This is a genomic window from Streptomyces sp. NPDC059897 (genome assembly GCF_042730865.1).
GTDB lineage: Bacteria > Actinomycetota > Actinomycetes > Streptomycetales > Streptomycetaceae > Streptomyces.
This window is the reverse complement of record NZ_JBHWKQ010000041.1, coordinates 1-25,414: the sequence shown is the minus strand read 5'-3', so window position 1 is coordinate 25,414 and position 25,414 is coordinate 1. Positions and strand designations below refer to the sequence as shown.

Sequence of the window (25,414 nt, the reverse complement as noted above, 5' to 3'; positions counted from 1 at the left end):
ATCAGGCGGGAGCCCCTCTGCCGTCCGAACCACTCACTCTCACTGAGTGGAACTACGACTACTGCTGGCCGTACGGCGGCTGCGAGGGTCCCTGCGGGTACGAGCCCTGCTGCGGGTAGGTCTGCTGCTGCGCCGGGTACGGCTGGTGACCGCCGCCCCAACCGCCGCCGGGGGGCGGGGGCGGGCCGCTGCCGTTGTTCTTGCGGCTGCGCACGATGACCACGACCACGATCGCCAGGACGACGAGGACGCCGGCCGCGATGCCAATGATCAGGCCGGTGCTCATGCCGCCGGACTCGGACGAGTCGGAAGCAGCGGGCACCGAGGACGACGACGTGTCCGAGGAGTCACCGCCGCCGGCCTTGCTCACCGCCGCGTTCAGCTCATCGATCTTGAGCGGGCCGTTCTCGGGGCCGGCCGGGATGTCCTTCGTGAGCGCGGCCAGCGGCTGGATGAACCCGTGGCCGTAGTACTCGTCGGGAAGCGACTTGCCCTTCGCCGAGGCGGGAAGCCCAGCGGTCTTGACGAGGCGGTTCACGAGCTGGCCGGGGGTGAGGTCGGGGAACTTCTGCTTGAGGAGGGCCAAGGTCGCGGAGGTGTAGGCGGTGGAGTCCGAGGTGCCGTTACCAAGGTTGTAGCCGTCGGAGTCGAGGCCGGCGACGACGTTCTTCACGCCAGGGGCGGCCAGCATGAGCTCAGGGCCGTAGTCGGACTTGTCCCAGATCTCGCCGCCGGAATTCACTGCGCCAACAGTCACCACACCGGGCTGGACCGCAGGGAACATATCGGATGACTTGGAGACTTCCACACCGTCATTGCCCGAGGCTGTGACAACGGGTACACCCTTGTCCAGGGCGTACTTGATCGCCTGTTGTTCCTTCAGGGCGTCCTCGCTGCCCTGATCCTCGGAGCTGCCAACACCCTGGGAAACGTTGATGACGTCTGCACCGTTGTCCACGGCGTAACGAATTGCAGGCCCGTAGAAACCTGCGCGCGAGGCCGCGTTATCGCGAATAGGAAGAATCTTGGCCTCAGGAGCCAGCCCCTTCACACCGCTTGAGTTCCCCGCACCGTGGCCGTGACCAGCAATGATCCCCGACATCGCAGTGCCGTGCCCGGGATTTTCCCCACCCGGGTCCGGCTCCACCGACGTGTCTCCATCGATGAAGTCCTTGCCCGCGAGGAACTGACCCGTGAGGTCGGCATGGTCTGTCCGGAAGCCATTGTCAATGACTGCGACCGTGACACCCTTTCCGGTCGCTTCGCTCCAGATCTTGTCGGCGGAGAACGCTGTCAGCGCCCACTGGTCGTCTCTGACCTGGTCCGCCGACGCCGTCGGCGCGGCCGCAATTAGCAGCGCTCCCGCCGCCGCTGCAGCGCCCGCTGCGCGCAGCGCTCGCGTGAAGCTCATGCCAAAACACCTTCCCTCGCAGGGCGGGGCCCACAGCCTGAAGGCTGCGGGCCCCGTCTCGACTTCACCGCATACTTAACCAGTAGGCCTGACTATTCCACGACCTTGGGGTTAACGGTGCGGTTGCTTGCCCAGGTCTCCTCGTCCTCGACGAGGTAGTCCGGGCGGGCGCTATCGCGCCTCTTCTTGTCCTTGCCATTGGCCGTCTGAGCACCGTGACCAGCAAGACCAGCGCGCCCAGCGGCGCCTGCGCCGCCCGTCGCCGTCTTCGGCTTCTGCCGCAGAGCAGAGCCGCCCTGCTGTCCAGCACCCGGGTTCATGACGGACTTGCCGATGGCGCCGCCCTTCGTTCGAGCGAGCGAGTCACCCTTCATGCCCTTCGCCGCGCCCTGGCCGGCACCTCCGGCGCCCACGCCACCGGCACCAAGGCCTCCACGGCCCATGGCACCACCGCGACCTGCGGCCCCCGCACCCGCACCGAGGCCGGCCCCAGCGCCGATACCGCCGCCGATACCGGTACCACCGACGCCTCCAGCACCGGCGCCAGCGCCAGTACCGGCCATGCCGCCACCGATGCCGGTGCCACCACCGGCTCCCGTACCGATACCACCGGCTCCGGGCCCCGAACCACCATTGAAGCTGAGGTTGCCCGAACCGATCTGCGAGCCCGCGGTCGGCTTCTGCGAGCCGATTCCTCCGCTGATGCCACCCGTCGTAGGCGCCTTCACGCCCTTGACCGATGAGGCCGAGCCTGTGGAACGGTTGAGGTTGCCGCCGCCGGCAACGCCGCCGGAGGGGCGGGAAGCGGAACCTGCGGGGATCGGCACAGGAGCGATCCCCCCGGGCTCACCCGGATAGTCCTCGGTCTGGTCCTTGCCAGACCCGGTCTTCCTCCAGGACCCCATGGACTTGGCCTGCGAGTTGTAGGCCGCCCCGAGCTCCTCCATCTTCACGGCCATCGCCATCTGCGCCTCACGACCCTCCGACATGTCGCCCTCACGACCGTCGGCGATCTGCTGCGCGGTGACATTCTTGTTGGCGAGGTCGCGGTTGAGGCCCTCCTCGTCACGCCCGCCGTCGGTGAGACGGTCGCCGACGCTGCTGCCGCCGCTCGGCTTCTGCATCGCCATGACCATCGGCTGAATGTCACCGAGTACGTTCGCCGCGCTCGTCATCGCAGTGGAGACATGCGACGCGTAGGTGGACGTGTCCTGGAGCTTCTTCGCGATCGTCTTCGACCGGGTCTGGAACTGGTCGGCCGACGGCCCCTCCCAGTGCTCCATCACCTCGGCCACAGCGTGCTCGTACGCTTCCTTGGCCGCGACGAGCTGGTCCTGAACGCCCTTCCAGCCCCGGGCAGCACGGTGCACGTCTTCCGGCTTGGCACCCTGGACCATGGCCTTCATGGTGTCCATGTCCAGGTTCTTGAAGTCAGTCGTGTTGTCGCCGACGTAGCACTGCGTCGGCGCCTGGTACGTGTAGTCCGCGCCCTGGTCACCCATCGTGCCCCAGGCCCCCTTCATCTCTCGCTTCGTGTCCTACGCGCCTGCTGCTGCCCTTGACGCCGCTACACACCGGACATCGACCCCGGCGAGGAGCCTGCGCCGATCCCGGACGACGAGGACGAAGTCGAGGTGCTGTCCGCGCCGTGCATCGCGTTCGCCGTGTCCGCCTCGGCGTCCTGGTACGCGCCATGCGCCCTCTTCGTCTTCGTACCGAAGTCGTCCATGACCCCCTCCAGGTGGTCAACGACGGCCTCGAGGTAGTGCTTCATTTCGGTGTGGGCGGCAGCGAGCTGCTCCGCCTCTTCGAACCGGCCGCCGGAAGTGCTTCCGCTGGTCGTGCACTGCCCGGCGACGCTGGCGCCCAGCGCACCTGGCGGCAGGTACGTGTTGTGCTTCGTGTCCGCGTTCGCCTTACCAAGGTCACCGATGATTGCGTTCAGCTTCTTGATGACGTTGTCGAGCGCGCTCAGATCGACCTTGTACCCGTCACCGGCCATGCGCTTGGCCCTCCCCGTTCATCCCGCTAGTCCCGTTCTTCCCGTTGGGGGCGATAAGTCCGGTCCCCTGTCACAAGCCTGTCCTTAGCCTATCGAACGGCACCCACACCCCGCTCGGTGCTACCCGTCACAACTCCGCGACAGGTGCGGCGGATGGGCCACCTTATGGGGCGCATTCCGCACAAAGTCACCCCATACGCATACCCCTCTCGGCAGCGGCAGCATGGAAGACACACCGACCACGGCTCTGACCCCGGAGCCACAGAGCGACCTCGCAACCCACGTCGCATCCAGACCACACCGGAATCGGCACCCTCCTCCTCTACGGCCTGGGCGCGCCGGCCGGAAGGATGCCCGACACCTGCGTGGCGAACGCTTTGGGGTTGGGGAGATGGAGAGTTGCCCAGGATCCGTCGGCGAAGCCGAACTCGAAGAGCTCCTCCTTCTTCTGATGCCGGATCCAGGCCAGTTGAGAACGGGGGCAGTGCCACCCGACCTCGGCGCCTTCATCGGCGATATCAGAGGGGGGCATCTCGGCACTGGGTGCGTAGAAGACCTGCAGACGATCGGGGGTCAGGACGAGGAACGAGTACACGTACCACCAGCGGGAGCGGGGCTGAATCGCGGTTTGCAGATGCCCGGCCAGACTGTCCCAGCCACCCCAGAAGCCGCGCTTCCGGCGCTTGAACTTCTCACGCTTGCCCGGATCATCACAGATGTTCTTCGTTCCATTCTTCGGGGCATTCTCGTCTCCCCAGAACAATGTCGAGGCCACCAGCTTGGTCTTCTGGCCCGTGCCCACTGGTCCGCGCTCATCAGCGAACACCTCCGGGCGCCGGTCGGCCGGAGCGACAGGCTCTCTTTCCCTCCACCAATCCAGGCGATTGACGGCGAAGGGCCCTGTGACGGGAGTTCCCGGCGGGAGCAGGGCTGCGACACGCGGTCGCATCGTCTCGACGTTCCCGGCTGCGAAGGGATCCATGGGCTGGGTGCAACTCCTGTGCTGTCGAAATGGGCGGGCCGCATAGTGCTCCGGGGGCGACTAGCCGAAGGACGTTGGCACCGAAGCGGCAGCTCCACGGGAGCACTTGGTGGTAACTGCCACGGTGCACATCCCATCCCGATACCGGTCGTGACGAGGCTCGCTTCCAGCGCAGTGGCCTGCTCTGCAGTCAGAGCCATGGACCCTTCGTTCTCCTGTTGCGAGAGCGTCGAGCCCACATCGCTCAGGTAAGTGGCGATGTCGGCCACGGCCTTGCCTGCGGACATCTCATCGAGACTTCCAATACGCCAGCGGTGCAGGGCGGCGATGCGAGTTGATCGTAGTGCTCATCGAAGGTGCCGCGACCATCCATCGCGTCGAGGAGTCGGTTCGACTGTCCTGGCAACAGGTCCTGGATTCCCGGATCGGGCAACTGTGGTTGATGCACAGGCTGTTGTGGATGTCTCTGCTGGGCAATCTCGGCGTCCGTAGCCCAGTCGATGGTGCGAAGGATCTCGGCGAACAGAAGACACAAAGCGCCCTGCCTCAACCGCCCACTCGCGCAGCGAACGGCTCCGCATGGGTCGAGGGCCACGCCACCAGAGCGATCCATGCCCCGTCCGCGAAACGAAGCTCGAAGCGCCCACGCTGGAGAATCCCCTTGGGATCCGCACGAACCCCGGCGATGGATGCGCGGGGCGCCTCCCACTGTGGTTCGTACACGCTCTTGGACTGCCACAGCTTCGACCGGTCCCCCAACGCGAGCACGCGTCGGTCGGTGAACGCGACCAGCAGTCGGGCCGCGGGAACATACGCGGCGGTGTAGTGCGTCATCAGGAACTGCCCGGCTCGGGACTCCCAACCACCGTGCAGTCCCTTGCCATGTGCAGCCCTCGACAGAGAGTTGTCGACCGCCTGCTCGGCACCTTCCATGGTGCGCGCCATCCGGCCGTCAGGCTTCGACTGGCTCGGCTCCAGAAACTTCTGTACGGGACGGGGGAGTCGGGACCTGACCTGCCGCCAGGCATCCGATTCCGGAGGAGGCCGTCGTAGCCAGTGCGGGAGGTCCGGCACTCCCGGCGCCAGCTGGCACTCACAGACAGCAATCAGAGACTCTCCTGCTTGTAGGAGCGGCTCCACCTGACGACGGCATTCATTGTTCATCGGGCACGTACCTCAGTCGGGGCGGCAATCAGCCGAGTGGATTGTCGCGGAATCGGGGTTCCACCGTCTGTTGATCTTTGCTGGACGGATTCGTGATGGTCGAACCCTCTCGAGCAGCGGTGCTGGGACTGCGATTCTCCGACAGCCGGTCGTCCACTTCGTCAGCACCGCTGCCTGCAGGCTCGCGATCCGCGTGGCGGCCAGAAGCCTTCAGCTGCCGCTGCGGCAGCTTCCGCAGCCATGGAGACTCCAGCGGTGACGGCCGCCAAGGCGACCGAAGGCGCGAGCGTGATCAACGCCCATTCGATCAGCCCGCGGATAACCGTCTCGACCGCCGCGCCTGCCGGCCCCCGCTCATATCGTCCCCCGGCTATGCGCAGCGATCGTGCGGATCTGGTCGCCGGTGTGTTCCTCGGCCTCATGGTACGAACGGGCGGTGTCCTCAATGCACTTACTGATCTGATCCTGCTGATCAACGGCGAAATGGAGGTTCCCCAAAGTGGCGTCCACACGCTCAACGTAGCCCTGCGCCGTCTCTTGGGACTCCGGGAGCTTGCCAAAGGCGTCGGCCTTCGACGAATGCGTACCAAGCGCGGCACGAATCTTTCGGAGATAGTCACAGCAGGCGCGACAGCCCAGTAGAACCACCTGCCTGACGACAGGCTGGGGCGGGCCAGTGGTCAGCAGCCCGGTCTCTCCCGCAGGCCGACCGACTCGACGCAACGGAGAACGCCGCGCTACAGCCCGCTCCGTCGCTCGATCTCATCCATCCACGCCCTGTTGTCAGGCCTCTAGGGGAAGGAGACATCCGCATGCCGATAGCTTGGGAAAATCGTTCTGCGGGCAACGTCCCAAAAGTTTCCATATCGGTGCCGACAGCCGTGAAGCGTTTCGTTCGTCGACCTCGGGCATTAGGGCGGGAAGGCGGATCGCCTTCTCCACGGTCCACCGGCTCGAGGACTCGGCCACGTCTACGTTCCGCCCCGCCCCAAGTGCCGCGTCTGGTGGGGCAGCGCACCACGGAAGCCATCACCAAGATGAGGAGGAGCCCATCCCGACCGGCATCCGGTCTAGGTGGCTCAGCCTCACCGGAAACGCCTCCGCCATGCGTCGCCAGCCCTGCCCCATGAACTGGACCGAGCACCACGAACCGTCGACGAATCCGATTTCGTGACAGCCGCCCATGACGTCGCTGCGGTCCCGGATCCAGCTCACCTTGCCGAGCTCCGTCGACCAGCCCACCTCGACCGGGCCCTGCCTGCCCGTGAGCGAGCCGGCGCGCGACACGTACGCGAGTTGCAGGTGATGTCCGGTGACCTGCATGACCACGTCCGCGCCGTTCCTGGTCCGGGGCATCGTGGCCCGCGCCAGGTGGCCCGCCATGGAGTTCCAGTCACCGCAGAATGGTTTCCCGGGTTTCTTCTCCCCGCGCCAGAAGAGCGCTTCGAAGAGCGCTTCGAACGGGTTCCAGGTCATGGAGATCAGCCTTGCTGCCCCGTGAACCGGGAGCATGCACCAGCTGAAGGGGGTCCGGCGCTCCGAGCGCAGACCGCGCGTTCGGCGGAAATGACCGGGTTCGGGCGCCCGGGAAGCCAGGGCCACCCGGTGCTCTCCTCGCGGCACTTGGCCACCCGGCGCGACCGCCCGCGCCCGCTCGACCGACTGCTGATTGCGGTCCGATCCGCTCACCCGAGAACATCCCTCACTGTCTGGGACCGCCGCTGCCGCCGCTCGTTGACCTGGGGCCAGTTTAGGGGGCCCGCTCGCGCCCAATCACAGGCTTGGCGCGGCGATGGACGCGGGCACGGCGACACGCAGGGGCTTGCGTTGACGACCCGGCGTGCGGGCCTGGGCGGGGGCTCGTGACGGGAGTCGAAGGTGGTCTGAGCGCCGACCGCCGCCCGTAGTTGGGGCCGTCGTCAACACCTCCCGTTCGCGGCGACCCGTCCGACGTAAACGTCACCTCGATCCTCCTACTTTCGGGTTACTCACACCGGTCGCCCGCCGCCCCCTCTTCCCCTTCCGCCGCACGCCTCCCCGCTCCGTGGGCCGAGATATCTGCCCCGCGTTCCGAAGAACCGGGTGACCCCGGTCGCGCCAGAATCCCCTCCTGCTCGTCGCCGCCCACTCGGCGGCGAGGGCGAATGGTCGAACGTCATGCCAGGGAAATCGCCTTGGCGGGCGTACATGCAAGGGGGAGAAATATGGCGGGATACACCGTTGAACCGGGTGCGTTGCGCGCGGCCGCCAAGAGGATTCGTGGCGCGGTGAAGGGCGTGGAGGAAGTCCATTTGGACAAGCTCGCGGACGGCGACTTCGACTTCGGGAATTCCGATGCCGCTCACGCATTCAGTGAGTTGATGGCCACGTGGCATCAGGCGCTCGGCAAGGTTCTCAAGGAGGAGGGGGAGGAAGCCGCCGAGAAGCTCGACGACACGGCGGGCTCGTACGAAGGGCGTGAGGACGACAGCGCCGGGCAGTTCGCGCCGTCGGCCGCCGGCGGGGCCCGCTGATGGCGACGAAGCTGGGTGAGACCGCCGACCCCAAAGGTCTCATCCCCGGCGAACCGGCCCAGCTGTTCACGAGCGCCGGCCGCCTCACCACCGCCACGACCACCGTCGAAGGCATCGGCGACCAACTGCGCTCCGTACGCGTCCCGGGCTGGGACGGGCAGGCCGGCGACGCGTTCTGGGACGACTTCTCGCCGCAGAAGGGCAAGTGGTACCGCGGCGCCGACTCCCTGAAGAACGCCGCGTCCGCCCTCCAGGACTACGCCGACGTACTCGAATGGGGACAGCGCCAGGCCGCACAGGCGATCGACCTCTACGACGCCGGGGACGAGACCGGCGCCGAGTCTCTGCTCGAATCGGCACGCCGTCAGGTCGAGGCCGCGGGCAGCGCCGCGGCGAAGCGGTTCGAGGCGGTCGGCGGGGGCGCGTCCGACGCTCCCAAGTGGCTGTACTGGGCGGCCCAGGACGCGCAGTCCCAGGCCGGGCAGACCGCCTTCACGCTGTGGGACCCCAACCCCTTCGAGGCCGACCTCCGCGATCCGCGCTACAAGGGCTGGGGCGCCAACACCGACCAGCAGACCGCCGAGGACCGGCGCGAGCGCGGCCCCGGGGTCAGCCTCGGAGGGGACTCCGTATCCGCCGGCGGCAGCCTGTGGAGCGTCGAGGCCATGGGGCGCGGCAGCGCGCTGGGCGGGGACGTCTCCGGGCGGGCCAGTTTCGACGTGCTCGGCGCGGAGGCGGGCGCCGGGTACGGAATCCAGGACGGCCAGGCCGAGGCGCAGGCGTCCGGGAAGGCGCACCTCATGCAGGGATCCGCCGAGGGCAAGTACGAGACGGGCGTGTTCGAGGCGTCGGGCAAGGTGCACGGGCTCTTGGGGGCCGACGCGCAGGTCTCCGGGTCCGTCGGCAAGAACGGGGCGCATCTGGGAGGCGAGGCGTTCGCGGGAGGCAGGTTGGCGGCCGACGGGCACGCCTCCGTGGCGGGGGTCGGCGTCGGCGGTACCGCCGAGGGCTGGGCGGGCGCCGGGCTCGAGGGCCACGTCGACGCCGGCATGGAGAACGGCAAGGTGCTCATCGGCGCGGACGTGGGTGCCGCAGTCGGTTTCGGGGGCAAGCTCGGGGCCGAGGTCGAGATCGACCCGATGAAGGTCGCCAAAAGCTTCGGGGACGCGGCGGACGCCGCCGGCGAATGGTCGGAAGGCGCGGCCGGTGCGGTCGGCTCGGTGTTCGGCTGAGCCGCCCCGCGCCCGTCCGGCACCCGTCCGGCACCCGCCCGGCCCCCTCAACGACCCACTCCCGACGCCGCTGCACACCCGCGCGCCTCGTACGTACTCGTACGCATCCCCACATTCGAACTCGCACTCGCACTCGCACTCGCACTCGCACTCGCACTCGCACTCGCACTCGCACTCGCACTCAAGGAGTTGAATCCACCATGCCGGGAACCCTTCCGGTCCCGCTGATCTGTGACGTCCCGCCGGGATGGCAGTCGGCCCCGCCCGAGGAGGTCGGTGCGCCGCAGGCCGCGTTCGTCGCGCTGCACGTCGCCTCCCGGGGCTCGGGGTTCGTACCCAACATCACGGTGACGGGCCGCCTCCACGAGTCCGGCGCGACGCAACCACCCACCCCGACGCCAGATCGCCTCGCCGAGCAGTCGATGCGGCGGCTGCGCGAGAGCGTCGGCCCCGTCACCCTCGTCAGGCGCACCGATGTGGGCCAGGACACCGTTCCCGGCCTCGCGCGGGCAACGGACGGCGTCGTACAGAACCTGCGGGTCCACGCCCAGTTCGACGGTCACCCCGTACAGCTCGCCCAGAGCCAGGTCCTGCTGCTCATCGAGGACGCGAACCGCTCGGACCTGGCCGCCGAGATCGAGATCGCCCTGACGGCCCGATCCGACCAACTGGACGACGTCCTCCCCGACTTCCAGCGCTTCCTCCGCACCGTACGCCCAGCCGAAGAGAACGAGTGACGCCATGCCAGAAGGCTTGCAGAACTTCCTGATTGTCGCCTGCTTCGCGTTCATCGTGAGCGCGGTGTCGTCGGCCTGGCGGCGGTGGCGGCGCGGCAGGGAGCTGAGTGCGTACGCGATGCTGTGCCGGCGGCTCGGCTGGCAGCACGCCCCGCGCGCGGTGGTGGGTGCGGTCGACCGGTTCCTCGGGGACACGCCGTTCCCCGAGGGCAGGAGCGCCGCCGTCACGGTCACCGACCACTGCCTCGGCACCTACCGCGGGCACGGGGTCTCCACGTTCGAGGCGACCTTCATCACCCGCGGCATGCCCGACGGCGACTGCGACGATCCGGGCGACTCCGAAATCCAGCGGTCCACGTTCGCGGTCTGGTCCGTCCAACTACCGCACCGCGCCGGGGAGTTCACTGTCCGCCGCACGGGTGCCGTCAGGCGTGCCCTCGGCGTGGGAACGGACGACGTACGCATCGGGCACGACGCCTTCGACGAACGGTTCACTGTCCGTACGTTGCAGGAGTCGGCCGCCACCGCGACTCTGCGCGGCGCCCTCGCCGACTTCCTCCTCACCGACCCGCGGGCCAAGGACTACCCGCTGCGGTTCACCGGCGACGAGGTGTTCAGCTGGGACGAGCACGCCCAGTCGCCCGAGCGGATCGAGCCCGCGCTCGACTTCCTCACGGAGGTCGCGGAACTGGTGGCACAGGCACCCGTGCCGGAGCCGGAGAACGGTGAGCGGCGGGGGCTCGCGACCGTGAGGACGGCGGTCGCCGCCGCCCCGGTCGCGGCGTCCCCCACCGAGCACCTCATCACGCTCGTCGAGACCGAACTCGCCCTCACCGGCGCCCCGTTCAGGATCGCCACGACCGCGTCGCGCTTCGACATCGTCCCTGACCTCGCGGACCCGCGCTGGCAGGGGCGTACGTCGGTACGGCTGTGGCAGGTCACACCGGATCCCGAGAAACGCACGTATGTCCTCGCCGTCGTGCAGCACCGCCTCAACGAGGACGGCAGCCTCGGCGGCGTGACCTTGCGCACCGTGGCCGGTGACCGCACGGTGCGGCGGGCCACGCAGGACGCGGCGGTGGCCACGGACGTGACCGGCAAGCACTTCGGCGTCGCCGTCGTCGGCCGGGTCGCGAGCGGGACGGGGTGGCGGGCGACGGGCGACTGGGTCGCCGCCCTCGCGTTCACCGCCGCGGCGATGGGCGGACTGGCGGCGGTCGCCGCGGGGATCACGCTGCTGGCGCGGTGACCGGGCACGCCGCGCCGGCACCTCGCCGGGGGCTCGGGGCGTCTCAGTACCAGTGAGGGCCCGGCTCAGTACCAGTTGGGGCTCGGCCGCACGATGCGCAGGTTCTGGTTGCCCTGTTCCTTCTCCGTTGCCGGGAGGCGGCCCTCCAGGCTGACGTTTCGGTACTCGTCGTTGTGCTGCGTGTACTTGATCTCGCCGTCCGGCATCACGGCGGTGACGATCGCGACGTGGTGCGTGTTGCCCTTCTCCTCCGTGTCGGGCGCGCCGGCCTGCTCGTAGTAGATGAGGTCGCCGGGTTTCGCGTCGGTGCGGGGGACCTCGGAGGCTCCGTGGGCGAGCATGAAGTTCTGCTGGTTCTCGGCGGCGGCCCAGGTGTCGGAGTAGGAGACGCGTTTGTCGATGGCGTCGATGCCGGTGCGGGGGCCGACCATCCACGAGTCGTCGTCCGCGGGGCCCCAGAGGCTGGTCTTCTCCTGCATTCCGGCGTGGAGGAGGGCGTTGGAGACGAAGTTGGCGCAGTTGTTGCCGAAGTCGGTGGGGTCCGGCTTGTTCCAGTTGTCGAGGGCGTACTCGATCATCTTCACGCGGTCGAACTTGCCGTCCCTGCCGCGCAGTTCACGTTGTACGTCGGCGGGGATGCCGTCGAGGCCCGCGACGGCGGTCGGCTGGGCCAGCATCATGTCCTTGCGCTGCTCGGGCGTGAGGCCGTTCCACCAGCGGCGGGCGGTGGCGGGGTCCTCGCCGACCGGGATGTCGGCGGCGAGCATCCGCATCTGGATGTGGGAGGCGTGCGTCTGGACGCCGTCGAGTGCCTTGTCCGGGTCGGTGACACCGGTCCGGCCCGCGAGCCCGGCGAACTCGGTGGCCGCCAACTCGTCTGCGGTGGTGACCTGTTGGACTGCCTGGTCGATCAGGTCCTGCACCTCGGCCCTGTACGCGTCCGTCCCCTCGGCCCCCGCCGACGGGCCCGTGATCGTGCCGTCGGCGGCGATCTCCAGGCCGTGGCGCGCCGCGAGGTCCTTCGCGGCGTCCAGGGTGCTCTGCGCGGTCTCGATGGTCGTCGTCATGCCGTCGGCGATCATGTCGACCGCGAGCAGGATGTCGTAGGCCGACTCGAACTGGTTCGCGAGCTTCTCGAACTCGGCGGCGGCCGTTGCGCCGACCGCGTCCGTCCAGTTGTCTGCGAGCGGCTTGTGACCGTACTCGCGCAGGTCCTTCGCCGCCTCCAGGGCGTACTTGGCGAGCGCGTGCCACTCGTCGCCCGCCGCCGCCCACGCCTTCGGCCGGGCGTTCTCTACGCCTTCGTACGCGACCATGTTCAGGCCCTCCCGGAGTCGTTCGGGGTGGCGGCGAGGCCCTGGAGGCCCGCGCGCAGCCGGGATTCGGCCTCGGCGTCGGCGCGGTCGTAGCCGTCCGCGGAGTCCCGCAGCTTCTCGCTCAGCTCGCCCATCCGCTTGGCGAGGGAGACGAGGTGCTCCTCCCACGCGCGGGCGCAGTCCCTGAGCCGCTCGGGGCTCTGCCATCCGTGGCCGTGGTGCGACGCGTGGACGTCGTCACTGGCGTCGAGCGAGTGGCCGAGGCGCTGCGCGGTGCTGCGGGCCAGGGACGCGGTGTCGTCGGCCGCGGTGCGTACGCGGGCGGCGTTGATGTCGATGTCTGCCATGGGTGGTGGACAGCTCCCCCGATGTGTCCTGTGTGAACGTTCCGGACGGCCGTACGAGGCCGGTTCGGATGCGGCGATCATCGTACGGGCTGGGGAGTTCGGGTTGTGGAGTACGGGCCGGGGGTTACGGGTTACGGGTTACGGGTTGCGGAGCAGTCGCGCGGCGTTGCGCTGACCTGTGCGTACAACTGTGGTGGGCAGTGCCGGTGCGTGGCCGTGCGGTGTCGACATGGGCAGGGAGTGTAGGGAACCTGTCGCGTCGGCCAACGGGGAGATGCGGGACGTCTAGGCTCCGCGACATGACTCATGGCTCGGAATTCGACGAAGAGCTGAGGTCGCGGTTCCGGGGCCAGGGGCGACCCGGCCTCACGATGGACCGACCGCGTGCGGCCCGGCAGGCGCGCCGGGTCTCCGCGGGCATCTCCGCGCTCATCGCATTCGTCGCCATCGCCCTCACGGGCATCCGCCTCGGCCAGGGCAGCGCTCCCGGCCCGTGGACGGCGCTCTACCTCGCGGGCGGGGTCATCAGCGGCTTCGGGGTGCTGCTGGCGCGGCTGGGCCGGACGCGGTGTGCGTTCGCGGCGATCTGTGTGGGGGCGGGGGTCGCGATCGTCGGGGATGGGCCGATGTTCGGGTGAGAGTTCGGACGCGGGCCCTCAATGGAAGTCGAGTACGGAGACGGGGTCGGAATCGGTCCCGGTTGTTGCGCCCATTCTCCTGCCGAGCCGTACGCCTCAATTCCCCGAACGTCCGGACATAAGCATGCACTTCGGCCGCACCCGAGCACTCCCCCTCCTATTCACCCCCTAAAAGGTCACCACTTTTTCACAATTCCGGGCCGGGACACCCCCTCCCTCCGACCGGCACCTTTGAAGACCCAGATACCCCGCGAGCACCGGCTTCGGACATGACGACCCAGCCGGTAGGGTTAATGAGAAGGTAAAGTCGGGTCCAGGGAGGGGAGTTGAGCGCGTGGCCGACGACATGTACATCGACGAGTCGGAGCTCAAGAAGCTCGGAAAGAGTTTCGAGACGTACGCATACGACCTTGAGAGCTATGTGAAGGAATTCAGCTCCAAGACCGGAAGCGAACAGATCCACGACGGCTTCGGCGTCCTCACGGAATCCGAAGAAGTGACCTCTGCCTATATCGAGTTGGCCGAGCACATGGTCCAATCCCTCGGCAACCTCCAGCGCCATTTGGACGACATCGGCGCCGGCATGAACGAGAACGCCAGGAACACGGAGTCCGCGGACGACGCCATGGCCGACCTCTTCAAGGGAGACGGCCGGTGAGCGACGAGAGCGCCGCCGAGAAGGTCTACGAAGCCGGAATCGAGATCATCAACCCCGGTGGCCGGCCTGATGTCCTGCGGGATGCCGCTCGCGGCTGGCGGGCCATGAGCAAGCACCTCGAATCGATGTTCTCCGAACTCGACAAGCAGGTGGAGAACACTCTCGGCGAACATTGGCGGGGCGACTCCGCGAATGCCTTCAAGGCCCACTGGGGCGATGTGAGGAAGGCCGTCGACGAAACACTTCCCGTGTTCGAAGAGGCGGCCAAGGGCCTGGACGAGGCCGCCGACGCCATTGAAGAGATCAACGACGAGATCCACCAGATCTACCTGGAGATCGGCGTATCCGTCGCGGCGGGCGTGGCGCTGTCCTTCGTGACCCTCGGATTCGGCGCCGCCGCCGGCGCCGCCAACGCCGCCCGCCTCGCCGCGCAGGCCGCCCGGGCGGCCACCCGCCTGGGCGCCATCCTCAGCAAGGTGGCCAAGGCGTTCCGCGCGGTGCAGACCTTCGCACGTGCGGGCAAGTGGCAGCGGCTCCTGGTGGAGATGGGCACCCAGTACGCGGGCGGATTCGCCTCCGGAGTGGGAACCAGCCTCGCCAGCGGCAAGGGGCCCGAGTGGCGCGACAACGCCATCAACGCCGGCTACGGCGCGCTCGGCGGTGCGGCGGCAGGAGCGGCCATCGGAGGGCGCCTTGGCGGCGGGATCGTCGAGAGCGCGGTGTCCGGTGGCGTCGGCGGGGCCGGAGCGAGCGTTGCGGGCGACCTGACCAACAACGCGATCAAGGGCGAGGACAATGATGCCAAGCAGATCGCCATTGGCGCTGTCGCCGGAGGGCTCGGCGGTTCCGTCGGCGGTGCCGCCACCCATCACGCCACGAACGTGCCGTCGGGCCTGAACGGGACGCGTGAACTCGGCATCGACGTCGGCATCAACGGATCTCTCGGGCTCGGGGCCGGAGAAGCCGGAAACGACGTGAAGGACGCGCAGGAAGATGCTGCGAAGTCGACGGAGAAGGGCGCGGACAGCGTGAAGGACAAGCCTGCCACCGAGATGTTCGGGGCGTTCGGATGAGCGGGAAGAGTACAGGAGCCGTTCGGCTCGGGCGGTGGGTCTGTGGGGGTGGGCTTGCCGGGCTTGTGGTGTTGACGGGGAGTTGGCTGTTTCTGGGGGCCGGGGTCGTCAGGACCGCGTTGACGTGGGCCGGGCTCGCGGTGGTCGCGGGGTGTGTGGCGGCGGTCGCGGTGCACGTGGCGTCCGGTGGGCGGGTGTCGCGTTCCGAGGCGTACGGGGAGGCGCTCGCGGCGGCCCGTGGGTCGGGTGCGGAGCAGCATGGCGTCGGCGGCGTACCGGTGACCCTGCACAGCACCCGCTGGGTCTGGATCCGTATCACGTCGGTCGCGGTCGCCGTGGTGAGTACGGTCGTGCTCGCCCTCTCCCTCGGATTCGCGCAGCCCGAGCGCTCCGAGACGGCTGCCGCGATCGCGGAGGCCGACCACGTGATCGAGGAGCTGCGGATCGTCTCCGTGGGTGAGGTGGACGCCGCGGGGAGCAGTCCTCGGAGTTCGACCATGGCGGAGTACACGGTCGAGCTGCCGTCGGCCGACGGGGGCGAGGCGGTGCCCGCGAAGTTCCGCGCGTACAACGGCAAGGGCGTGCGGGAGGCGGGCGACACCTATCAGGTCGGCTACGCTCCGGCGCGGCCCGAACTCGGCGCGGTCGGCGACGTGTCGGCCGAGGCCGTCGAGGGTCAGCTCGCCGGGTACACCCTCCCGCGGCGCAACCTCCTCGTCTTCACGGTCATGGCGGCGCTCGCGGTCGCCGTGGCAGTGGCCGTGGGCACCGGTGTGGCGTCGCGTCCACGGGGCGCACGGCGCGTGGGCGGCGACTGGGTCGCGCTGCGGGCGGTCGTCACCGGACAGGCGGTGCACGTCGAGCGGACGGGCGACGGCGACAACTCCGGCTCCCAGAACGACAAGAGTTCCAGCCGTTACGCCTGCCTGACCCTGCGGACCGATGCGGGCGACGACGTACCCCTGTCGATCCCGGCCAAGCTCCCGGCCGCCGCTCCCCTGCTCACCGGCGCCACGGGGTGGATCGTCTGGGAGCCGACGAACGACGGCAAGGCCAAGGCCGCCGCGGACTTCGTCGCCGATGACGGCTGGCAGCTCCCCGGCCGCGTACCCGGATCGGTCGCGGCCCGGATCTCCGCCGCACCGCGCGGCCCGGCGCCCCTCGACCCGAACCGTCGCACGCGCCTCCTCGAACTCGGCGCCTTCTGGCCGCGCACGGTGCCGGCGGGCCTCGTGGCCGGGTTGCTGGTCGCGGCGGCCGCCGCCGGTGCGCTGCTGCTTCCGGTCAACGGTGGATGGCGGATCTGGACGGCACTCGTGATCGTCGCCGCGCCGCTCGTGGGTCAGTTGACGGCCAGGACGGCGGACGATGCGCCCGAGTTGAGGGAGAGCGCGGCGTGAGTTTCCCCGGCGGTGGCGAAGGACTGGATCGCCGGCTCTCGCAAGGACGGATCCTGACCATCGGCGCGGTGCCCGTGTACTGGGTCCTCGTCGTGTTCTTCGCCAAGGAGGAGGGCCGGCACTTCGGTTTCCTGATCGCCGTCCTCCTCCCGCCGGTCGCCGCGTACGTGGGCGTGCGGGGCTACCGGGAGGTCCGCCCGGGCCTGACGGCGGTCGCCGTGGCCCTCGCGGCGGTCACGCTGCCGCTGATGCTGGGACTGGCGATGCTGACAGGGGGCTGAGAACCTGCCCGGTCGCCGGGGGACGTGCCCCCATCGGGCGGCCGAGGTCGGGATCAACCCACCGACGCCGCGAACGGTTCCACGTGCGTCGGCACCGCCGCCACCGCGCCCGCTCGCGGGCGGCCGTGCCGGGATTCCGTTGGCCGGACAGGCAGGCCCCACGCATGCCACCGGGGGCGGCCCGGTGCTCTCGCACCCGGTCGCCCCCGGTGACGTACTGCTGTCGCGCGCTGAGCGCTACGCGTCAGGTGTTACGACCAGACGCTGGTGTTGCGGCTCTCGGTCGCCTGGTAGTTCTGGGCGGCCGTGTCGAGCGCGCGGGCGATCGACTCGAGCGTCTGGTGCAGGGACGCGGCGCGCTGGTCCCACTCCTGCTGCTTGGCCTGGTAGCCCTCCTGGGCGGCACCTTCCCAGGTCGAAGCGATGCGCTTGACGCCGGCCTCGAGGTCGTCGAGCTGCTGGCGGACGTTGCTGGCCGTGGACTTGACGTCCTGCGAAGCCTGGGAAATGGTCTGGAAATTGACCAGAACCTGACCGGACATGATGTCTCCCCCGGGGGATGTTGGACGGAAAGATGAAGAAGGAGTACGTCGCTGGCGCGCTGCCCGCGGTCCGCTTCTGACGGCGGCACGGGATCAGCGGCCGGGGAGGCTCATCCGAAGGGGGAGGCCCCGGCGCCCGACGAGACGTGCGAGATCGAAGCGGCCTGCTCGTCCTCGGACGTCTGGTAGTTCTGGGCGGTCGCGTCGATCGCTTCCTTGATCTCGTTCAGCACGCGGTTGAGGGCGGTGGCGTCCTCGTTCACCTGGTTCTGCAGGTTGTTGTACGCAGTGGCCGCCTGGCCCTTCCAGCCGGAGGTGATCGAGTCGACCACCGTCTGCAGTCGCTGGATCTCACCCTGGATGGACTCGTTCACCTGGGAGATACGGCCGCTGAACGCGACCATCTCCTCGTGCGTCACATTAAATTGACCGGCCATGGCCACTTGCCCCCATGAGAATTCGACATCGGTCCCCGCGCCGCTCGACTCCCGGAAGGGAACTGGGGCGCGGGTGGCACTTCTCGATAGTGCCGCGACAGTACTTTAGCCACAACTGACACGGTCACCCAAGGCGGTTCCCACGTGACCGGCCGTGCCGTGACAGGATCCACACAATGTCACGGATCGACACGGGGCCACACGGCTCACACAGGGCCCTTACGTCCGTTACATCAGTTACATCAGCTATGGCAGTTACGGCGGTTAGGCCGTATTCACGCTGCTTCATGCTGGTTCACACTGCTTCAGGCTGCATTGATTGGTTACGTCATCCGAAGACGGATCTGGCACGGGCCCCCTCGGAGGTGCTCCCTGCACGCGGTTCGTCCGCCGCCTGCTGCTCTCCTCCGAGGCGTCCGACCCCGCCCTGAGCCGCGTCCCCGAGCACCCCGGTCGCGCCTTCGACCGCGCTGTCCACCGCGCCCTGGGCGGTCTCGCCCGGCGACGAGACCAGCGAACCCGGGTCCAGCGCATCCGTGACGGCCTCCCCCGCGCCCGGCAGGCTCTCGGCGGTGCTGTCGACGATGCCCTGGGCCGCCGCTCCGGCGCCCTGGCCCACTCCCTCGCCCGTCGCGTGCACACCCTCCCCGATGCCCTCGCCGACCGCGCCGAGCCCCGCGCTCGCGGCCCCTCCGACCAGCCGTCCGGCCGGGCCGAACCGCCCCGCGGCCTCGTCGACGGCGCCCGCGGCACCGTTCACGGTCTCCGAGGCGAACGTGCCCGCGCCGACCACGGCCGCCTCGCCCCACTTCATGCCGTCCTGCGCGCCGAAGTGGTTCTGCACGCCCTGCTGGAGGAGGTTCTGCCCGGCCGCCTTGCCCGCCTCGACGGCCGCCTCCTTCACCACGTCGAGGACGATCTCCTTGACCGACTGCACCGCCTGCTGCTCGACGGCCTGCGTCACCTGCTGGATGAGCTTCTGCTTCAGCTCGTCGAGGATGCGGCGCACGATGAGCCGGGTCGCCTGGGTCGCCCCGGCCGCGCCGATCTCCGAGAGCCCGAACGTCACCGGCGCAGCCGCCTGCGCCGCCGCGATCTCGAAGGCCAGCGCGATGAGCTGGACGATCACCGCGATCTTGCTGGCGACGACGATGAGGGCGACCGCGTCGAGCGCGAAGGCGAGGATCTCGGCGGCCATCGCGGCATCGTCGAGGTAGCCGCCCCCGCCACCCCCGCCGCCCGAGAACTTCTTCCACGCGTCCTCGAAACCCTGGACCGCGTCCCCGGAGTTCGATCCGAGTACGGCGCCGGCCGCGCTCGCACCGCCGTTCTGCGTGTCCCGTACGGCCGTGGCGAACTGTCGCCATGCCTCGGCCGCTTCGTGGATCTTGTCCTCGTCGGCGTCGGGCCAGCTGTAGCCGAGCAGGTCAAGAACCCATGCGACCTCGTCGGGCAGGGTCAGAGCCATGCCGTGTCACTCCCCCGTGGTTCGTGTGTTGGTGGTACGTGTGCGCCGGCGCGGCGCGCGAATGCGGCGCGTGGATGCGCGGCCTGTGGGTGCGCCCGGCGGTCAGAACCGCATGCCCAGGCCCGGGCGGCTCGACTGCTGCCCGATCATGATCTGGGCCTGGTCGTCCTCGGTCACCTCGTACTGGGTGGCCATCACCTTGAGGTTGCCGCCGATCTTGTCGAGCTCGTCGGCGAGGTGCTCCATCGAAGTGTTCATGCCTTCGCGGACGGGCTCGTAGATGTCGTTGAAGGTCCCGATGATGTCCTCGCCCCAGCCCCCCTCGGCGCTTTCGAGGGCGTCCTTGAGCTCCTTGGTCGCGGCCTTGAAGGACTTGCCCAACTCGCCGAAGGTGACTGCCTGTTCCTTGAGCACCGCCGGGTCGACGTCGAAGCTGCCCGAGCCGGAACCTGCCATGTGCTCCCCCATGAATGTGCTGAATGTGCGTGCGTGTCACGCAAGTGGGGCCCGGTGGCGCGTAGTTGATGTGCGCGGCGGGCCGATCCCCCGGACGTGGAGGTCCGACAACGCGACCTTAGTGATGCCAACACACACCACTCGCCGCGAAGCGCCGGTCTTCACCGCCTCCCCGCACGATTGCCATGTACCTGCGGTAGCGTTCCGCAACCGTCCACAACCGCATCCGTGGGGCGCGGCGGGAGCAGTACCGCGAACCGTTCGGCACAGGGGGAAACACCCGGAAGATGTCCCACCACCAGCACCAGGTCCCGTTCGCGGCGCGCCTCATCGGCGTCGGCGTCATGCTCGTCACGCTCATCGGCGGCGGCATCCTCGGCCGGCAGGCCACGTACGCCGCCGGGCTGCGCGGCTCGCACGGCGAGTTCACGGTGTCCCAGTGCTCGACGCGGACCGTCGACTACCGCTCGCACGGCAAGCACCGCACACGTGAAGAGGTGAAGTGCCAGGGGACGTTCACCGCGGACGGCGGCACGGGCAGCGACTCCGGCGCTCGCCTCGAGCCCGCGTCCTCGCACCCCGCGGGCGCGCGGATCTCCGTGACGCAGACCCAATCCGCGTCGACGCCGGCGAACCGCCGGTTCTCGTACGTCGAGGCCAACGCCTGGAACGCCGGGCTGATGTTCGCCTTCGCCTTCGGGATGCTGATCGGCACCGCCCTGGGCGCCTTCGCGACGGTGAGCGGCTACGCCGGTGCCCGCAGCCGGGTGCCGTTCGGCGCCGCGTGGCGCTCCACCGCGGGCGGCGCGACGCGGCCGGTCCTCTTCGGGCTGGCCGGGGTCGGGGCGCTGGGCGTGGTGGTGTCACTGCTGCTGGGGCTCGCGCTGTGACATGCCCCCGTGGATGTCACGTCGATGTCACCTGAGGGCCTGACCTCAGCGGATCCTGCCGTCACGCCCCGGGGCGTTCTTCGGGTCCTCGTCCGGGTCGTAGTCCCGCACCTGCTGCCGCTCCTGCGGAGACATGTTCCGCCACTGCTCCCGCATACCGGCCAGGCCCTCACCCAGGGCACGGTGACCCGACGGCGAGTCCAGCACGTCCTTCAACTCCATACGCCCACCCAGAAGTTGACGCGCGAGATCCTGCAGCGCGGGCGGCGCGTCCTTCATGTCACGCACCTTGCGAAGCGACGCCGTGAGCTGCTCGTTCTGCTCCTCGGTGAGGTTCTTGTCCTCGATCGGGTACTCCCGCTCACCCTGCGGGCCGAATTGATTTCCACCACTACTCATGCTGCGGCGCCCCCTAGCTGTGTGTCATGTCTACGTGGCGAAGCGCGCCTCCGGAACCCGGCCCGGGCGGCGCATCGCGTCCCGTACCCTAACGGACCGGGCCATCGGGCCCGCGATCGTAAGCCCCCCCCCACTCCCCCCACCGAAAGTCGGCATTCGTGAGTCAGCCCGTGGAAACGCAGCCGAGGACCCGCTTGCGGGACCGCGGTGTTCTCGGATTCGTGTTCATCGCGGCCTTTGTCGTGCTGACGGCCTGGTTCTCGTTCCAGGCGGTCTATTCCAGCGGGAATATCGGAACCGGTGGGACATTCACGGCGAGTTCGTGCGAAGAGTCCTTCAGTAGGACTCCCGGCGGCAGCTCCCGCAAGAACGGTTCCACGCACGAACTGCAAGTGACGTGCGACGGCGCGTTCCGTCCCGACGGAGGCGCCGCGGACGCCACGTCCGTCCGTATGACGCTGGAGCCCGGGGACGCCCCGGTCACCGACGGCAACGCCTACCTCCGCGATCTGCTGAACAATGGCGGCAAGGGCACCGAGCTGCACACCGCCCGCCTGAACCCCGACTCGGTCCTCGGGAACTTCCTCGGCGAGTTCAACACCTCGAACCCGGAGAAGACGGAGCGTTCCGCGCTCATCGCCCTGGGCGGCCTCCTCTTCCTCGCCGCCGGGATCTTCTGTCTTGCGGCCGACTGGCCGCGGGGCGGCGGCGGGAGCGCGCCGCTCAAGGTTGCCTGGCGCCAGAACATCGGCCCCGGTACACGCGGCACGGTGATCACGGTGGCCTCCGCCGCCGTCGTCGGCATCATCCTCGCCAAGATCTTCATCTGACCGGACACACACGTGGGCCCCGAGTCGTTTGCGACACGGGGCCCACGGCGTTGCCGCGCGTGCGTTACGTCAGGAGGACGACCAGCGGTCCCGTCACCAGGAGCACAAGGCCCAGGGCGCAGAAGCCGACGATCGACCAGAGCAGCGGGGCGCGGGAGCGTACGACCTGCCACGCCTCCCCGAAGGAGACGCGCCCCCACCGGGACCAGCCGGCCATCCGCGGCGGACGCGGGGTGTATCCGGTCGCCAGGAAGAAGGTTCCAATGCCGACCATCAGGGCGGCGGCACCGAACGCCAGGGACGCACCACCGAGCATCCCCGTGGTGACCTCGCCCGGATTGCCGTACGAGTAGTTGCCGTCGGGCGTCCGGTACACGGACGCGAGGCTGCCCTTGAACTGCTCGGTGTGGGCCATGAAGACGGCGTCGTCGAATGTCCGCCGGTCCCCGCCGTCCTCCCGGAACGCTCCCGTGCACCGGTAGTCGTCCCCGGCGGGCGCGCACGCGGCGAACCTGAACACTCCGGGCGTGCCGACGCCTTCCTGGGGAGTGGCATGCCAGCCGACCCAACCGCCCGCGGAGAACAGGATCTTGACGGCGAAGACGACGAGCGCGCCGCCGATGATCCAGCCCGGGCCCCGCCGGTACGTGAACGAGCGACGGTCCCGGTGGCGCTGCCACGCCTCGCTGTCGGTAGCCGACATCGCTAACGGATCCTGCCGTCACGCCCCGGGGCGTTCTTCGGGTCCTCGTCCGGGTCGTAGTCCCGCACCTGCTGCCGCTCCTGCGGAGACATGTTCCGCCACTGCTCCCGCATACCGGCCAGACCCTCACCCAGGGCACGGTGACCGGACGGCGAGTCCAGTACGTCCTTCAACTCCATACGCCCACCCAGAAGTTGACGCGCGAGATCCTGCAGCGCGGGCGGCGCGTCCTTCATGTCACGGACCTTGCGAAGCGACGCGGTGAGGTGCTCGTTCTGCTCCTCGGTGAGGTTCTTGTCCTCGATCGGGTACTCCCGCTCACCCTGCGGGCCGAATTGATTTCCGGTGCTCATGCTGTGTTCGTCTCCTCGTCAGGGGGCGTGCGGCGGGATGCAGGTGTGGCCGGTCAGCCGAATACGGTACGGACGCGGTCGCCCTCGGGGACGCCCTCGGCGCTCGATGCCCCGCCCTCCCTGGGCTCCGGCGGCGCCTGGGCCGCGGCGGCGGGCTCCTGCGAGGTGCCGTTGCCCGACTCCTGCGAGGTGGTGCCCTCCCCGGAACCGCCGCCCGAGCCCGACGTCGTACCGCCGCCGGAACCCTCCCCGGAACCGCCGCCCGAGCCCGACGTCGTACCCCCGCCGGAACCGCCGCCCGATCCCGACGTCGTACCGCCGCCGGAACCCTCCCCGGAACCGCCGCCGGAGTCCGGGGTCGTGCCGCTGCCCGCCTCCGCGCCCTTCTTCTCCGTGAAGTTGTTGAAGAGCTCACCGGAGCCCTGCGCCATCTTCGACAGGCCTTCCGAGTCGCCCTTGGCCACGCCGATCGCGCCCTCGACGACCTTGCCGCCCGCCTTCGTCTCGAAGTGGTAGCCGGAACCGTCGTCGTCTTCCTTGATCTCTCCGGCGACCTTGCCCAGCACCGGGTTGGCGGCGGCGACGCCGAGCGACGTCAGGTTCTCGCCCCAGCTGCCGCCCGCACCGAACGACGCCTTGATGCCCTGGGAGGCCAGCTCGCCGGCCACCTTCTTGCCGACGTCCTTCGCCAGGTCGATGGCCATGTCCTTGGCCTTGACGACGACGCGCTCCTTGACGGCCTTGATGACCGCCTCCTGGACCTTCTGCGCCGCCTCGGTCAGGGCGCGCTTGACCAGCATCCGGATCATGACGATGCGGCCGGCGAGCGCCGCCTCGGACGCGCCGAGCGTGACCGGAGCGGACGCCTGGGCAATGGCGAACTCGATGGCCAGGTCGATGAGTTGGACAATGACGAAGATCTTCAGGGCGATCACGGCGATCGCACACATCTCGAGCATCAGCGACAGCACTTGGCCGGCGCCGGCCAGTCCGTCGAGATAGCCGATCCCGGCCCCGCCGACACCGAGACCGTTGTCGGCGAACTTACCCCACTCCTTCATGAAGGCGTCCGCGGCATCGCCGACGTGCGCGCTCATGACGAGACTGGCCGCCGCATTTCCCTGCTCCTGGTACTCGGAAACGGCCTGACCGAAGTCACGCCATTCCTGAGCGGCCTGGAAAAGCAGGTCCTCATCGATGTTCGGCCATTCGAAACCCAGCAGATCGAGAACCCAGTCGAGCTCCCCGGGCAGCATGATGGACACGGGATTTTCCCCTCAGGACACGGAGTTGCGCCGCCGTATCGGCGAACGCGGATGGGACACGGACGGGCGGCCCGACGGCCGCGGGCGGATCGGCTCAGCCGTGACGCTGCTGACCCGCCTGCTTCAGCGCCTGGTAGTGGTCCTCTTCGGTCTGCTCGTAGCTGCGCGCCGTGGATTCGAGCTTCTCGCCCACGCCCTTCATGGCCTCACCGAGGTGCTCGAGGGCGCCGAGGATGCCTCCGCTCACCGGCCCGTACACATCGAGAAGCGCGCTGACGACCTTGACGTCGTCCTCGCCCCAGCCCTTCTCGAGCGCCTTCATCCGTTCCTCGAATGCCTTCGACTTGGTGGCGAACTCGCTCGCCATTCGGTCAAAGCTCCGCGCCTGCGCCTTCAGGACGTCCGGATCGACATCGAACTGCGGGCCCGCCATGTGTTCCCCCTGCTGCCTGTCACCAACGGGACCACAGTCGAATCCCGGCCAACAGGTTAGTCGACGGCCGCATCGGCCAGAGCCGGACAAACGGCATCTTCACACGTCACACGCACCACAGTCACCGTGGTCCGTTACCGTTCTGCTGCCATTCGGCCGTCAGCGCGCCGATATTCAGCAATGCGATTCAGCCAACCGGCAAAGATCATTTTCGAGTGGCCGCTCGCTCCGTCACCGCGGCCGCCTGGGGGAATTCGATGTCATCAGCACTTCCGCCGCAGCCGCCCGCCGAGGGATTCGCGGGGGCTTCCCAGTCCGTGCAAGCGGCCGCACCACCGTCGCCTGTCGGGCGCGTGTTCGGCATCGTACTGGTGGTGGCATCCATCATCGTCGCGGTCTTCACATTCTCCGGCGCCGCCGCTGCCACGGGCCTCTTCGGTACGCAGGGGAAGCTCACCGTCCAGACGTGCACGCCGGAGTACGGGAAGGGCAATTCCGGTGGTTCCGTGCACAACGGGGCGAAGGTCCTCAAGGGGGCTAAGACGTCATTTCACTTGGCCAGTCTGCGGTGACATATGAGGGCCGCGGCGATAGCGGTGAAGGCCAGGAAGTGTTCCGGCTTGCGCTCGTAGCGG

At 68.8% G+C, this 25,414-nt stretch carries 30 protein-coding genes; 13 read left to right on the top strand and 17 right to left on the bottom strand.

Annotation, left to right across the window (positions count from 1 at the left end; genetic code table 11):
* Positions 1–58 precede the first annotated feature (58 nt).
* The 5 genes from ACFV9W_RS31850 to ACFV9W_RS31830 all read right to left on the bottom strand — a co-directional run bounded on the left by ACFV9W_RS31850 (position 59) and on the right by ACFV9W_RS31830 (position 5,340).
* Positions 59–1,411 carry a S8 family serine peptidase gene (locus ACFV9W_RS31850; RefSeq protein WP_385767951.1) on the bottom strand — a complete coding sequence of 451 codons (1,353 nt, stop codon included), beginning with the start codon at positions 1,409–1,411 and terminating at the stop codon, positions 59–61.
* Positions 1,412–1,503: 92 nt separating this feature from the next.
* The gene (locus tag ACFV9W_RS31845; RefSeq protein ID WP_385767948.1) at positions 1,504–2,913 is read right to left on the bottom strand and encodes a PPE domain-containing protein; all 1,410 of its coding nucleotides are present in this window, start codon (positions 2,911–2,913) and stop codon (positions 1,504–1,506) included.
* Positions 2,914–2,978: 65 nt separating this feature from the next.
* Positions 2,979–3,413 carry a hypothetical protein gene (locus ACFV9W_RS31840; protein ID WP_385767945.1) on the bottom strand — a complete coding sequence of 145 codons (435 nt, stop codon included), beginning with the start codon at positions 3,411–3,413 and terminating at the stop codon, positions 2,979–2,981.
* A 322-nt stretch (positions 3,414–3,735) separates the two neighbouring features.
* Positions 3,736–4,395 carry a hypothetical protein gene (locus tag ACFV9W_RS31835; RefSeq protein ID WP_385767943.1) on the bottom strand — a complete coding sequence of 220 codons (660 nt, stop codon included), beginning with the start codon at positions 4,393–4,395 and terminating at the stop codon, positions 3,736–3,738.
* A gap of 546 nt (positions 4,396–4,941) precedes the next feature.
* Positions 4,942–5,340 carry a hypothetical protein gene (locus ACFV9W_RS31830; RefSeq protein WP_385767940.1) on the bottom strand — a complete coding sequence of 133 codons (399 nt, stop codon included), beginning with the start codon at positions 5,338–5,340 and terminating at the stop codon, positions 4,942–4,944.
* A 474-nt stretch (positions 5,341–5,814) separates the two neighbouring features.
* Here ACFV9W_RS31830 and ACFV9W_RS31825 point away from each other — a divergent pair, with 474 nt between their 5' ends.
* A complete protein-coding gene (locus ACFV9W_RS31825) occupies positions 5,815–6,201 on the top strand; it encodes a hypothetical protein (RefSeq protein ID WP_385767937.1) in 387 nt (128 codons plus the stop codon).
* Positions 6,202–6,588: 387 nt separating this feature from the next.
* Here the strand turns inward: ACFV9W_RS31825 and ACFV9W_RS31820 are convergent, their stop codons facing one another.
* A complete protein-coding gene (locus ACFV9W_RS31820; protein WP_385767934.1) occupies positions 6,589–7,035 on the bottom strand; it encodes a hypothetical protein in 447 nt (148 codons plus the stop codon).
* A gap of 728 nt (positions 7,036–7,763) precedes the next feature.
* On the opposite strand from ACFV9W_RS31820, the gene ACFV9W_RS31815 reads away from it, so the two are divergent.
* The 4 genes from ACFV9W_RS31815 to ACFV9W_RS31800 all read left to right on the top strand — a co-directional run bounded on the left by ACFV9W_RS31815 (position 7,764) and on the right by ACFV9W_RS31800 (position 11,290).
* Complete coding sequence (locus tag ACFV9W_RS31815) at positions 7,764–8,072, top strand: hypothetical protein (protein ID WP_385767932.1); 309 nt, start codon at positions 7,764–7,766, stop codon at positions 8,070–8,072.
* Positions 8,072–9,304, top strand: coding sequence for a putative T7SS-secreted protein (locus tag ACFV9W_RS31810; RefSeq protein ID WP_385767929.1), 1,233 nt, complete (start codon positions 8,072–8,074; stop codon positions 9,302–9,304). The genes ACFV9W_RS31815 and ACFV9W_RS31810 overlap by 1 nt, the downstream gene beginning before the upstream one ends.
* A 200-nt stretch (positions 9,305–9,504) precedes the next feature.
* Entirely contained in the window at positions 9,505–10,041 is a 537-nt protein-coding gene (locus ACFV9W_RS31805; RefSeq protein WP_385767926.1) for a hypothetical protein, read from the top strand.
* A 4-nt stretch (positions 10,042–10,045) separates the two neighbouring features.
* The gene (locus ACFV9W_RS31800; RefSeq protein ID WP_385767923.1) at positions 10,046–11,290 is read left to right on the top strand and encodes a hypothetical protein; all 1,245 of its coding nucleotides are present in this window, start codon (positions 10,046–10,048) and stop codon (positions 11,288–11,290) included.
* Positions 11,291–11,355: 65 nt separating this feature from the next.
* Here the strand turns inward: ACFV9W_RS31800 and ACFV9W_RS31795 are convergent, their stop codons facing one another.
* Together ACFV9W_RS31795 and ACFV9W_RS31790 are read right to left on the bottom strand one after the other, a co-directional pair.
* A complete protein-coding gene (locus tag ACFV9W_RS31795; protein ID WP_385767920.1) occupies positions 11,356–12,606 on the bottom strand; it encodes an amidase domain-containing protein in 1,251 nt (416 codons plus the stop codon).
* Between the two features lie 2 nt (positions 12,607–12,608).
* The gene (locus ACFV9W_RS31790; RefSeq protein WP_385767918.1) at positions 12,609–12,953 is read right to left on the bottom strand and encodes a type VII secretion target; all 345 of its coding nucleotides are present in this window, start codon (positions 12,951–12,953) and stop codon (positions 12,609–12,611) included.
* A 299-nt stretch (positions 12,954–13,252) separates the two neighbouring features.
* Between ACFV9W_RS31790 and ACFV9W_RS31785 the strand changes: the two genes are divergently transcribed.
* The 5 genes from ACFV9W_RS31785 to ACFV9W_RS31765 all read left to right on the top strand — a co-directional run bounded on the left by ACFV9W_RS31785 (position 13,253) and on the right by ACFV9W_RS31765 (position 17,003).
* A complete protein-coding gene (locus ACFV9W_RS31785; RefSeq protein ID WP_385767915.1) occupies positions 13,253–13,591 on the top strand; it encodes a hypothetical protein in 339 nt (112 codons plus the stop codon).
* A 334-nt stretch (positions 13,592–13,925) separates the two neighbouring features.
* A complete protein-coding gene (locus tag ACFV9W_RS31780; RefSeq protein ID WP_385767911.1) occupies positions 13,926–14,249 on the top strand; it encodes a hypothetical protein in 324 nt (107 codons plus the stop codon).
* A complete protein-coding gene (locus ACFV9W_RS31775) occupies positions 14,246–15,322 on the top strand; it encodes a WXG100 family type VII secretion target (RefSeq protein WP_385767908.1) in 1,077 nt (358 codons plus the stop codon). Before ACFV9W_RS31780 ends, ACFV9W_RS31775 begins: the two co-directional genes overlap by 4 nt.
* A gap of 119 nt (positions 15,323–15,441) precedes the next feature.
* Complete coding sequence (locus tag ACFV9W_RS31770) at positions 15,442–16,722, top strand: hypothetical protein (protein ID WP_385767905.1); 1,281 nt, start codon at positions 15,442–15,444, stop codon at positions 16,720–16,722.
* The gene (locus tag ACFV9W_RS31765; protein ID WP_385767903.1) at positions 16,719–17,003 is read left to right on the top strand and encodes a hypothetical protein; all 285 of its coding nucleotides are present in this window, start codon (positions 16,719–16,721) and stop codon (positions 17,001–17,003) included. Before ACFV9W_RS31770 ends, ACFV9W_RS31765 begins: the two co-directional genes overlap by 4 nt.
* Before the next feature lie 251 nt (positions 17,004–17,254).
* On the opposite strand, the gene ACFV9W_RS31760 is transcribed toward ACFV9W_RS31765, so the two are convergent.
* The 4 genes from ACFV9W_RS31760 to ACFV9W_RS31745 form a co-directional block, all read right to left on the bottom strand.
* On the bottom strand, positions 17,255–17,545 hold the full coding sequence (locus ACFV9W_RS31760; RefSeq protein WP_385767900.1) for a WXG100 family type VII secretion target: 291 nt from the start codon (positions 17,543–17,545) through the stop codon (positions 17,255–17,257).
* A 110-nt stretch (positions 17,546–17,655) separates the two neighbouring features.
* The gene (locus ACFV9W_RS31755; protein ID WP_385767897.1) at positions 17,656–17,982 is read right to left on the bottom strand and encodes a WXG100 family type VII secretion target; all 327 of its coding nucleotides are present in this window, start codon (positions 17,980–17,982) and stop codon (positions 17,656–17,658) included.
* A gap of 328 nt (positions 17,983–18,310) precedes the next feature.
* Positions 18,311–19,450 carry a PE-PGRS family protein gene (locus ACFV9W_RS31750; protein ID WP_385767894.1) on the bottom strand — a complete coding sequence of 380 codons (1,140 nt, stop codon included), beginning with the start codon at positions 19,448–19,450 and terminating at the stop codon, positions 18,311–18,313.
* Between the two features lie 102 nt (positions 19,451–19,552).
* A complete protein-coding gene (locus tag ACFV9W_RS31745) occupies positions 19,553–19,906 on the bottom strand; it encodes a WXG100 family type VII secretion target (RefSeq protein WP_385767891.1) in 354 nt (117 codons plus the stop codon).
* A 287-nt stretch (positions 19,907–20,193) separates the two neighbouring features.
* Between ACFV9W_RS31745 and ACFV9W_RS31740 the strand changes: the two genes are divergently transcribed.
* Positions 20,194–20,796 (top strand): hypothetical protein, encoded by a 603-nt coding sequence (locus ACFV9W_RS31740; RefSeq protein ID WP_385767889.1) that lies wholly within the window; start codon positions 20,194–20,196, stop codon positions 20,794–20,796.
* 45 nt (positions 20,797–20,841) lie between these two features.
* Here the strand turns inward: ACFV9W_RS31740 and ACFV9W_RS31735 are convergent, their stop codons facing one another.
* Complete coding sequence (locus ACFV9W_RS31735; RefSeq protein ID WP_385767886.1) at positions 20,842–21,195, bottom strand: hypothetical protein; 354 nt, start codon at positions 21,193–21,195, stop codon at positions 20,842–20,844.
* A 392-nt stretch (positions 21,196–21,587) separates the two neighbouring features.
* Between ACFV9W_RS31735 and ACFV9W_RS31730 the strand changes: the two genes are divergently transcribed.
* Complete coding sequence (locus ACFV9W_RS31730) at positions 21,588–22,025, top strand: hypothetical protein (protein ID WP_385767883.1); 438 nt, start codon at positions 21,588–21,590, stop codon at positions 22,023–22,025.
* Between the two features lie 64 nt (positions 22,026–22,089).
* Here ACFV9W_RS31730 and ACFV9W_RS31725 read toward each other — a convergent pair whose 3' ends face one another.
* The 4 genes from ACFV9W_RS31725 to ACFV9W_RS31710 all read right to left on the bottom strand — a co-directional run bounded on the left by ACFV9W_RS31725 (position 22,090) and on the right by ACFV9W_RS31710 (position 24,779).
* The gene (locus tag ACFV9W_RS31725; protein ID WP_385767880.1) at positions 22,090–22,728 is read right to left on the bottom strand and encodes a hypothetical protein; all 639 of its coding nucleotides are present in this window, start codon (positions 22,726–22,728) and stop codon (positions 22,090–22,092) included.
* A gap of 2 nt (positions 22,729–22,730) precedes the next feature.
* Positions 22,731–23,081, bottom strand: a complete 351-nt coding sequence (locus tag ACFV9W_RS31720) for a hypothetical protein (RefSeq protein WP_385767877.1) — start codon at positions 23,079–23,081, stop codon at positions 22,731–22,733.
* A 53-nt stretch (positions 23,082–23,134) separates the two neighbouring features.
* On the bottom strand, positions 23,135–24,346 hold the full coding sequence (locus tag ACFV9W_RS31715) for a hypothetical protein (RefSeq protein ID WP_385767874.1): 1,212 nt from the start codon (positions 24,344–24,346) through the stop codon (positions 23,135–23,137).
* A 94-nt stretch (positions 24,347–24,440) separates the two neighbouring features.
* On the bottom strand, positions 24,441–24,779 hold the full coding sequence (locus tag ACFV9W_RS31710; RefSeq protein WP_385767871.1) for a hypothetical protein: 339 nt from the start codon (positions 24,777–24,779) through the stop codon (positions 24,441–24,443).
* A 374-nt stretch (positions 24,780–25,153) separates the two neighbouring features.
* Here ACFV9W_RS31710 and ACFV9W_RS31705 point away from each other — a divergent pair, with 374 nt between their 5' ends.
* Complete coding sequence (locus ACFV9W_RS31705; protein ID WP_385767868.1) at positions 25,154–25,351, top strand: hypothetical protein; 198 nt, start codon at positions 25,154–25,156, stop codon at positions 25,349–25,351.
* Positions 25,352–25,414: the final 63 nt, after the last annotated feature.

Coding starts and splice junctions, on each gene's coding strand:
- ACFV9W_RS31850 (WP_385767951.1), bottom strand. CDS start 1,411: ATGAGCTTCACGCGAGCGCTGCGCGCAGCGGGCGCTGCAGCGGCGGCG.
- ACFV9W_RS31845 (WP_385767948.1), bottom strand. CDS start 2,913: ATGGGTGACCAGGGCGCGGACTACACGTACCAGGCGCCGACGCAGTGC.
- ACFV9W_RS31840 (WP_385767945.1), bottom strand. CDS start 3,413: ATGGCCGGTGACGGGTACAAGGTCGATCTGAGCGCGCTCGACAACGTC.
- ACFV9W_RS31835 (WP_385767943.1), bottom strand. CDS start 4,395: ATGGATCCCTTCGCAGCCGGGAACGTCGAGACGATGCGACCGCGTGTC.
- ACFV9W_RS31830 (WP_385767940.1), bottom strand. CDS start 5,340: ATGGCGCGCACCATGGAAGGTGCCGAGCAGGCGGTCGACAACTCTCTG.
- ACFV9W_RS31820 (WP_385767934.1), bottom strand. CDS start 7,035: ATGACCTGGAACCCGTTCGAAGCGCTCTTCGAAGCGCTCTTCTGGCGC.
- ACFV9W_RS31815 (WP_385767932.1), top strand. CDS start 7,764: ATGGCGGGATACACCGTTGAACCGGGTGCGTTGCGCGCGGCCGCCAAG.
- ACFV9W_RS31810 (WP_385767929.1), top strand. CDS start 8,072: ATGGCGACGAAGCTGGGTGAGACCGCCGACCCCAAAGGTCTCATCCCC.
- ACFV9W_RS31805 (WP_385767926.1), top strand. CDS start 9,505: ATGCCGGGAACCCTTCCGGTCCCGCTGATCTGTGACGTCCCGCCGGGA.
- ACFV9W_RS31800 (WP_385767923.1), top strand. CDS start 10,046: ATGCCAGAAGGCTTGCAGAACTTCCTGATTGTCGCCTGCTTCGCGTTC.
- ACFV9W_RS31795 (WP_385767920.1), bottom strand. CDS start 12,606: ATGGTCGCGTACGAAGGCGTAGAGAACGCCCGGCCGAAGGCGTGGGCG.
- ACFV9W_RS31790 (WP_385767918.1), bottom strand. CDS start 12,953: ATGGCAGACATCGACATCAACGCCGCCCGCGTACGCACCGCGGCCGAC.
- ACFV9W_RS31785 (WP_385767915.1), top strand. CDS start 13,253: ATGACTCATGGCTCGGAATTCGACGAAGAGCTGAGGTCGCGGTTCCGG.
- ACFV9W_RS31760 (WP_385767900.1), bottom strand. CDS start 17,545: ATGTCCGGTCAGGTTCTGGTCAATTTCCAGACCATTTCCCAGGCTTCG.
- ACFV9W_RS31755 (WP_385767897.1), bottom strand. CDS start 17,982: ATGGCCGGTCAATTTAATGTGACGCACGAGGAGATGGTCGCGTTCAGC.
- ACFV9W_RS31750 (WP_385767894.1), bottom strand. CDS start 19,450: ATGGCTCTGACCCTGCCCGACGAGGTCGCATGGGTTCTTGACCTGCTC.
- ACFV9W_RS31745 (WP_385767891.1), bottom strand. CDS start 19,906: ATGGCAGGTTCCGGCTCGGGCAGCTTCGACGTCGACCCGGCGGTGCTC.
- ACFV9W_RS31740 (WP_385767889.1), top strand. CDS start 20,194: ATGTCCCACCACCAGCACCAGGTCCCGTTCGCGGCGCGCCTCATCGGC.
- ACFV9W_RS31735 (WP_385767886.1), bottom strand. CDS start 21,195: ATGAGTAGTGGTGGAAATCAATTCGGCCCGCAGGGTGAGCGGGAGTAC.
- ACFV9W_RS31725 (WP_385767880.1), bottom strand. CDS start 22,728: ATGTCGGCTACCGACAGCGAGGCGTGGCAGCGCCACCGGGACCGTCGC.
- ACFV9W_RS31720 (WP_385767877.1), bottom strand. CDS start 23,081: ATGAGCACCGGAAATCAATTCGGCCCGCAGGGTGAGCGGGAGTACCCG.
- ACFV9W_RS31710 (WP_385767871.1), bottom strand. CDS start 24,779: ATGGCGGGCCCGCAGTTCGATGTCGATCCGGACGTCCTGAAGGCGCAG.